Origin of the sequence: Pseudogemmobacter humi, assembly GCF_900609055.1 — a bacterium.
In the GTDB taxonomy this organism is placed as follows: domain Bacteria; phylum Pseudomonadota; class Alphaproteobacteria; order Rhodobacterales; family Rhodobacteraceae; genus Pseudogemmobacter; species Pseudogemmobacter humi.
The window spans coordinates 1-7,106 of the sequence record NZ_UXAW01000109.1; the positions used below are offsets into that span (position 1 = coordinate 1).

Here is a 7,106-nt window from a genome sequence, read left to right on the forward strand (position 1 = left end):
GGCGGTCGCCTTCGTCTCGAATCTGATCTTCACCATCTGAACGCAAAGACAACGCAACAAACACGGGCGGGGGAAACCCCGCCCGTGGTCGTCCCCACATAAGCCAAGGGCCGATTTGTTCCATCACGTTTGAGCCGGAAACCCCCGCCGCAAGCCCCATCCGCGGGAACCGGCCCAGGCCGGAACGCCGGACCGGCCATCCGGCGCCGCCCCTTCAGGAACTGTCCGATCAGGCGTGGAAATCCCGGTCGCGGACCGACATCTTTCTCCCAATGGCGCAATCACGCGTCATGTCAGCAGAGAGAATGGAGGATAAGCCATGGCAGACCCCAGAGATCCCGGCCGCAACCCGTCGCATGATCCGAAGCAGCCGCAGAACGATCCCAACCGGCAGCGCGACCAGGGCCCCGGCCGCCAGCAGGAGCAGCAGGATCCCGATCAGCGCCGTCAGCCCGGCCAGGATCAGGAACGCAATCCGCAGCGCCAGTAAGCGAGCCGGATCGTCGCGGCGGGGCTCAGGCCCCGCCGTTTCCCGCCGCAACCAGTCAGGGGAAATCCCGTGAACGCCATGACCGCCCTGTCTCCGGCCCGCCGCGATCTGCCCCCGCCGGATCTGTCCGGTGCGGGTCCCGATCCGGGCCCCGATCTGCCCCCCGATCTGCCCGAAGAGCCGAAGCAGCCCGATGCCCCGCCGCCTCCGGCGCCGCCGCCGTTCAGGGATCCGCCGCCGCAGCCCGAACGCGACCCCGACCCACCGCCTGACCGGATGGCCGGACGGTCGGAGGATGGCTGCTACAATCCCTGCGCCGCCGACCGCCGCCCCGGCGACCACCAGGCCGACGGCCAGACCCGCTGGCATCAGGCGCGCTGATACGCCGCCGTTATGTCGCCGCCGGCCAGTATCGCGGTTTAGCCGAGTGCCGCCGGAAAGACCAAAAGAGGCCGACTGACCCCGGAAGAGCCAATGAATACAGTTTTTTGGCGGTCGATGCCCGGCGGCGCCGCGAAATGGCATGTCCTGCAGTGGCGGCGTAAAATGGCCATTTAAGGGGCTTTACGGGGTGGTTGAGGCCAGTTCCGGATTCCTGCACTTTTTCCTGTCTCTGAACACCCGATAATGGTCGAAAGTCTGGCCCCCCGGGTAGGTCGGCGATCCGGCCCCGCTGGGTTGGCCCCGTCCATCCTCAGACAGAGGGCGAAGGGGCCGGGGCAGATCTGGACTGGACCAACACGACGCCATTCGTCCGGGAGACCATCCTGAAATGCAGGATGGAAGGGGTAGGTATGATGCACCAACGCTCCCAATGGTCAGGCCGCCACCCGGTCATTTTGGGATTGGATCAGCTTCTGTAACAACCGCCGCCCTCATCAGCCGCTTGCCATGCGCACGCCCGCCGAGGCATTCCGATGAGCGGCTTATAACCTGAGCAGATTCCGCCGGGTCAATACATTCATCCGTCGCGTTCCGGATCACGCGCATTACCGCGAAAGCTCCTGCAACAAGGCCATCACCGGGCAGTGCCTGACTTTTGCAACAAGGCCGCCCCCGCCGGGAAAAGCGCAGCGGGCCGGGATGCCGTCCTCCGCGAAGATCCTTGACCCGCGCTTTGCAAAGTGGTTCAGAATTTTGCAAAACGGAGCCCGACATGGCCACGCAAAAACTCTACGCCGGGGTGAAGCTGCGCGAGATCCGGGGGCGGCTGGCGCTGACCCAGAAATCCTTCGCCGACAAGCTGGGGGTCTCGCTGCCCTATCTCAACCAGATGGAGAACAACCACCGGCCGGTCTCGGCCGCGGTGGTGCTGGCACTGGCGCAGGAATTCGGGCTCGACGTGACCGAGCTGACGGTCGGCGAAAGCGAGCGGCTGGTCAGCGACATGCGCGAGGCGCTGGCCGATCCGGTCTTTACCGCCGCCACGCCGCCGCTGGCGGACCTGCGGCTCGCCGCCTCGAACGCCCCGGCGCTGGCGCGGGCCTTTCTCGACCTGCATCGCGCCTACCGGCAAAATCACGAGCGGCTGGCCTCGCTGGATGAGGCTCTGGGGCGCGAGGATGCGGGGCTGAAGCCCAGCCCCTGGGAGGAGGTGCGCGACTTCTTCCATTATTGCGACAATTACATCGACGCGGTGGACCGCGCGGCCGAGCATTTCGCCACCTCGGCCGGGCCGAAACGCGATGTGATCCGGCTGGCCGAGGATCTGTTGCACCGCCAGGGCGTCGCGCTGCATTACGACGACACGCCCGCGATCCGCCGCTACGATCCGGCGGCGCGGCGGCTGGTGATCTCGGCCCGGGCCCAGGATGCGACGCGGCGGTTCCAGCTTCTCTATCAGCTGGCGCTCCTGACCCAGAACGATCTCCTGGAGGCGACGCTGGATTTCGCCCGCTTCTCCACCCCCGAGGCGCGCGACATCGCCAAGATCGGGCTGGCGAATTACTTCGCCGGGGCGGCACTGCTGCCCTATCGCGCCTTTCTGGAGGCCGCGCGCGAGACGCGCCACGATCTGGAGCGGCTGGCGGATCTGTTCGGCGCCTCGATCGAGCAGGTGGCGCACCGGCTCTCGACCCTGCAACGGCCCGGCGCCAAGGGGATCCCGTTCTTCTTCGTGCGCGTCGATCAGGCCGGCACCATCACCAAGCGCCATTCCGCCACGCGGCTGCAATTCGCGCGTTTCGGCGGCGCCTGCCCCTTGTGGAACGTCCACCAGGCCTTCGAGACCCCCGGAAAGTTCCTGCGCCAGTTCGTCGAAACTCCCGACGGCGTGCGCTATCTCTGCCTCGCGCGCGAGGTGTCGAAACCCGGCGGCGCCTTCCTCGCCCCGGTGCGGCGCTATGCGATCGGGCTGGGCTGCGAGGTCCGGCACGCAAGCGAGATGGTCTATGCCGACGGGCTGGACCCACGGGGTCGGTTCGAGCCGATCGGCATCTCCTGCCGGATCTGCGAGCGCGCCACCTGCCACCAGCGCTCGGTCCCGCCGCTGGAACGGCGGCTGAAGGTCAATCCCGACAGCCGCGATCTCCTGCCCTATGAAATCGCGGAGTGAGATTTTTGCCGGAGCGATCAGCTCAGGTATCTTTGCGCCTGATCTGTGCCGCTGTGGCAGATCGCCGGTCGAACCCGGACGAGGCGGAAACCTTCTTGCCGTCTCGCATGACCCGCATTTGTGCGGTATAGACGACGGGGCCGTCTTAAAGGCGGTGCCCGGTGAGGGTTCCCCTTTGCTGATATGGCCGCTTCCAATCCGCTTACCTTTGGCAAAGCAGAGACGGAAAGCGGATAAAACCACACAAAATGCGCAAGAATGACCAAGATGAACTTGCCGGAACGGCTGGCGAAGATGGACGAGAAAGACAGTAATAACGATAGTTTCCGCCTTTCCGTGGCGCCGATGATGGACTGGACCGACCGGCATTGCCGGTATCTCCACCGGCTGATGACGCGGCGCGCGATGCTCTATACCGAGATGGTCACGGCGCCCGCGGTGATCCACGGGCCGGCAGCCCGGCTTCTCGGCTATGATCCGGCCGAGCATCCGGTGGCGTTGCAACTCGGGGGCTCGGATCCCCGCGAACTGGCCAAGGCGGTGCGGATCGCGGCGCCCTGGGGCTATGACGAGATCAATCTGAACTGCGGCTGCCCGTCGGACCGGGTGCAGTCGGGCTGTTTCGGCGCGGTGCTGATGAAGGATCCCGATCTGGTCGCGCGCTGCGTGAGCGCGATGCAGGCCGAGACGGCGGCACCCGTCACGGTGAAATGCCGCATCGGCGTGGACGACCAGGACCCCGAACAGGTGCTGCCCGCCTTCATCGACCGGCTGGCCGCGGCAGGAATCAGCCATTTCGTGATCCACGCCCGCAAGGCCTGGCTCCAGGGCCTGTCGCCGAAAGAGAACCGCGAGATCCCGCCGCTCGATCACGATCTGGTCCTGCGGATGAAGGCGCGTTTCCCCGAGCTGACCATCTGTCTGAACGGCGGGGTGACAAGCCTTGCCGCCGCGCGGGAACTGCTGGCGCAGGGCGTGGACGGGGTGATGCTCGGCCGCGCCGCCTATCACGATCCGGGCCACACGCTGATCGGGGCCGATGCGCTCTGGGGAGAAGATCATGCCCCCGCGCCGGACGAAGTGGTGCGGGCGATGCTGCCCTATATCGAGTCGCATCTGGCGGCGGGCGGGCGGCTGCATCAGATCACCCGGCATATGCTGGGCCTGTTCCATGGCCGGCCCGGCGCCCGCGGCTGGCGCCAGGTGCTGTCCTCGGACGCCTGCCGCGAGGGCGCGGGCGTGGATGTCGTCCTGAAGGCCCTGGAACGGGTGGAGGCCGCCGCCGCGGCAGCCTGAGGCGGGAGGACACTTCCCGGGGGGCCGAAAAGCACCCCGGTATCGGCATTTTCGCCGCATCCGGCCGGGGTGCACAGGCAAAAGCCCGCTTGCCTCTGGCCCCTGACCACAGCGCAGGCATATTGCAGGCCGAAGACCGCCCGAGAGGACTCCCATGCCGTTTCCCGAACTTTCGACCCTCTTGCCGATGGCGCTTGCGCTGATCGTGATCGGCGGATTTGCCGGGGTGATCGGCGGGCTTCTGGGCGTGGGAGGCGGGATCGTGCTGGTTCCGGCCTTCTTCTACGCCTTCCAGGCGCTCGGCTATGGCGGCGACCAGGTGATGCAGATCTGCGTCGCCACCTCACTTGCGACGATCGTGGTGACCTCGCTGCGCTCGGTCTCGGCGCATCATCGCAAGGGGGCGGTGGACTGGCAGGTGCTGAGATCCTGGGGCCCCTGGCTGGTGCTGGCTTCGGCTCTGGGGGTCTGGGTGGCCTCGGGCGTGTCTTCGAGCGTGCTTCAGGCCTTGTTCGGGGCGCTCGCCGGGCTCGCCGGGCTGTGGATGGCCTTCGGGCGCGATTCCGCGCGGCTCGGGGCTGAGATGCCGGGCCAGCCTCTGCGGGGGCTGCTTGCCTCCTTCACCGGCTTCTTTTCCGCGCTGATGGGGATCGGCGGCGGCACTTTCGGCGTTCCGTTGATGGTGCTTTTCAACATGCCGATCCACCGCGCGATCGCCACCGCCTCGGGCTTCGGGGTGCTGATCGCGGTGCCGGCGGTGATCGGTTTCCTGTTCCTGCGCATCGACCATGCGCCGCCGCTGAGCGTCGGCGCGATCAGCCTGCCCGCCTTCCTGATCGTGATCGGCACCACGCTTCTGACCACGCCCTGGGGGGTGCGGCTGGCCCATGCGATGGATCCCAAACCGCTGAAACGCGCCTTCGCGGTGTTCCTGACGCTGGTCGCGCTCAACATGCTGCGCAAAGTCGTGTTCTGAGCGAAAAAGAGCTCCGCCGGTTCCGGGCGGATGCCTCCGGCGGGGATATCTGAAGGTATGTCCTTATTTTTATGTTTTTAAATCAATTCTTTATGTCTATCCCCGCTGTGAAGTGACGCACGGATGTGGCACACTTGGCCTGTCTGTCGCGGCCCGTTCGCCCTTGATCGGGGGCCGTCATGGGCAAGCACCGTCACCTCTTCCGCCGGGGAAACATCTGTTACTGGCGGCGGAGTCCGGGGTTTCCACAGAAAACGCCCTGTTCCAGCTTTCCCTGCGCAGCGAAGCGCGCGCCGAAGCCTATATTCTCGCCCGGAAACTGACCGCCGAGAGTGATCCCATGTCCGATGCCCCGACCCACAACCTGCTGTCCGTGGGCAATGCCCGGAAGTGGCTGTACCATGTCATCACCGAGGGGATTGGACGGCGGCCACGGCCTGGAAGCTGATGGCCGAGGTCTGCCACGGGCGCAGATGAGCGATGCGGTGGCGGCACGGCTGCGCGCCAAGGGGACCGGCGAGGCCGACCTCGCGACGCTGGAGCGCTGCCTCGACCTTTATGCCCGCGACATGCTGTCCGAGGCGCGGATGAACCGCATCGCCTCGGGCATCGGGAGGCTGACCCGGTGCGGCAGCCAGCCGGAGGCGCTGGAACTGCCGGAGTTACCGAAAGGACTCAGGGCCGGTCGCAAACCTGCAATATGATGTGCCGATGCCTTCCGCTTTGGCGGAGAAGGCATCTCTGGATGTTCTGGCGAAGGCTGTAGGTGCGACCTACGGTGTGGCGACTGCCGCAGGACTGGCCGCGCTCAGCCCGGCGGTCGGCGAGACAGCTTCCGGACGCCTGGGGCGTGCCCGCAAGGCCCTGGTCCGCATCAGCCGTGCGATCCGGAGAAGTCCGCACGGCCAGTCCTTCCGCCAGGACATCGCGCCAGACGCGGCGGGCGCCACAGGTGCGGTCGCTGATCCTGAAGCCCGTCCCGATCGCTGCGACGCGCTTCGCATCATGGACCTCGCGGGTGCCGGGTGGGCGGCTGAGCCAGGCATGAAAGCCGGACCGCGAAGCCTCAGGAACCTCGCAGAGCCAGCTGACCGGCCAGATGTGGCGGTGTTTGGCGATGAAGGCGAACCTCATATTCTTTCGGCTGATCGCTCGAACCAATGGCGCAATCAGCCGCAAACGCGCGCGAAAAAAGCCGCAGCTTTCTTCGAGGCATGTCACGCTCCGCGCGCAGCCGGGAGGCCTCTCTCTTCAGAGCCGAAATCTCGGCCAGACCGGCCCGCATCCGCCCGTTCCCGGGGAAAGCTGTGGCCAGGGTTGTGGTCCGTTCCCGCATCCACCGACCCAACACGCTCGCCGCAACGGCAGGGTCACGGGCCGCCTGCGCTACCGCTACGCCCCCATTCGTCGGGGAATTGATCCCCCGGATCAATCCCTGATCCTCCTCATACGTCACCAGCCTCACGGCATCGACTGTAAACTCGCGGCTGAACTTCCGTCTCGTCATATCCACTCTCCGGTTCCCCGGGCACGATCTTATCTTCGTGCCCACAAAACCGGCAGCAGATCAGTGTTCTGGCTCTAAAGCTAATGAGTCTAGAGCCTAGGGCCGAGCGGGCTTTCCCCGGTATTAACCTATGCGGCGCCGGTCCAGCGGTGAAGGTGATCATTGTCTGCGTTGAAAAACCTGTCGCACCAGGGCATTTATGATGTTACCGCCGCCCGACGGCATCTGTTTGCCAGGGAGGGCCTGCGAGGCTCCACACAGGAGAGCGGTCATGCCGGAGATT

Annotated in this window: 6 protein-coding genes; all 6 read left to right on the forward strand. The window is 66.0% G+C overall.

The annotated features are described in order from the left end of the window. The first annotated feature begins 319 nt into the window (after positions 1-319). Positions 320-490 (forward strand): hypothetical protein, encoded by a 171-nt coding sequence (locus tag XINFAN_RS22035; protein ID WP_199286468.1) that lies wholly within the window; start codon positions 320-322, stop codon positions 488-490. A gap of 69 nt (positions 491-559) precedes the next feature. Continuing rightward, positions 560-871 (forward strand): hypothetical protein, encoded by a 312-nt coding sequence (locus tag XINFAN_RS18860; protein ID WP_124088413.1) that lies wholly within the window; start codon positions 560-562, stop codon positions 869-871. A 775-nt stretch (positions 872-1,646) separates the two neighbouring features. Continuing rightward, entirely contained in the window at positions 1,647-3,044 is a 1,398-nt protein-coding gene (locus tag XINFAN_RS18865) for a helix-turn-helix domain-containing protein (RefSeq protein WP_124088414.1), read from the forward strand. 294 nt (positions 3,045-3,338) lie between these two features. Further along, the gene (dusA, locus tag XINFAN_RS18870) at positions 3,339-4,340 is read left to right on the forward strand and encodes a tRNA dihydrouridine(20/20a) synthase DusA (protein ID WP_124088417.1); all 1,002 of its coding nucleotides are present in this window, start codon (positions 3,339-3,341) and stop codon (positions 4,338-4,340) included. 154 nt (positions 4,341-4,494) lie between these two features. Then, positions 4,495-5,316 carry a sulfite exporter TauE/SafE family protein gene (locus XINFAN_RS18875; RefSeq protein WP_124088415.1) on the forward strand — a complete coding sequence of 274 codons (822 nt, stop codon included), beginning with the start codon at positions 4,495-4,497 and terminating at the stop codon, positions 5,314-5,316. Positions 5,317-5,789: 473 nt separating this feature from the next. Further along, positions 5,790-6,020, forward strand: a complete 231-nt coding sequence (locus tag XINFAN_RS18880) for a hypothetical protein (protein ID WP_124088416.1) — start codon at positions 5,790-5,792, stop codon at positions 6,018-6,020. The last annotated feature ends 1,086 nt before the right edge of the window (positions 6,021-7,106 follow it).

What these genes read in the sequence shown, in the direction of transcription:
- XINFAN_RS22035 (WP_199286468.1), top strand. Translation starts at nt 320, where the DNA reads ATGGCAGACCCCAGAGATCCCGGCCGCAACCCGTCGCATGATCCGAAG.
- XINFAN_RS18865 (WP_124088414.1), top strand. Translation starts at nt 1,647, where the DNA reads ATGGCCACGCAAAAACTCTACGCCGGGGTGAAGCTGCGCGAGATCCGG.
- dusA (WP_124088417.1), top strand. Translation starts at nt 3,339, where the DNA reads ATGGACGAGAAAGACAGTAATAACGATAGTTTCCGCCTTTCCGTGGCG.
- XINFAN_RS18875 (WP_124088415.1), top strand. Translation starts at nt 4,495, where the DNA reads ATGCCGTTTCCCGAACTTTCGACCCTCTTGCCGATGGCGCTTGCGCTG.
- XINFAN_RS18880 (WP_124088416.1), top strand. Translation starts at nt 5,790, where the DNA reads ATGAGCGATGCGGTGGCGGCACGGCTGCGCGCCAAGGGGACCGGCGAG.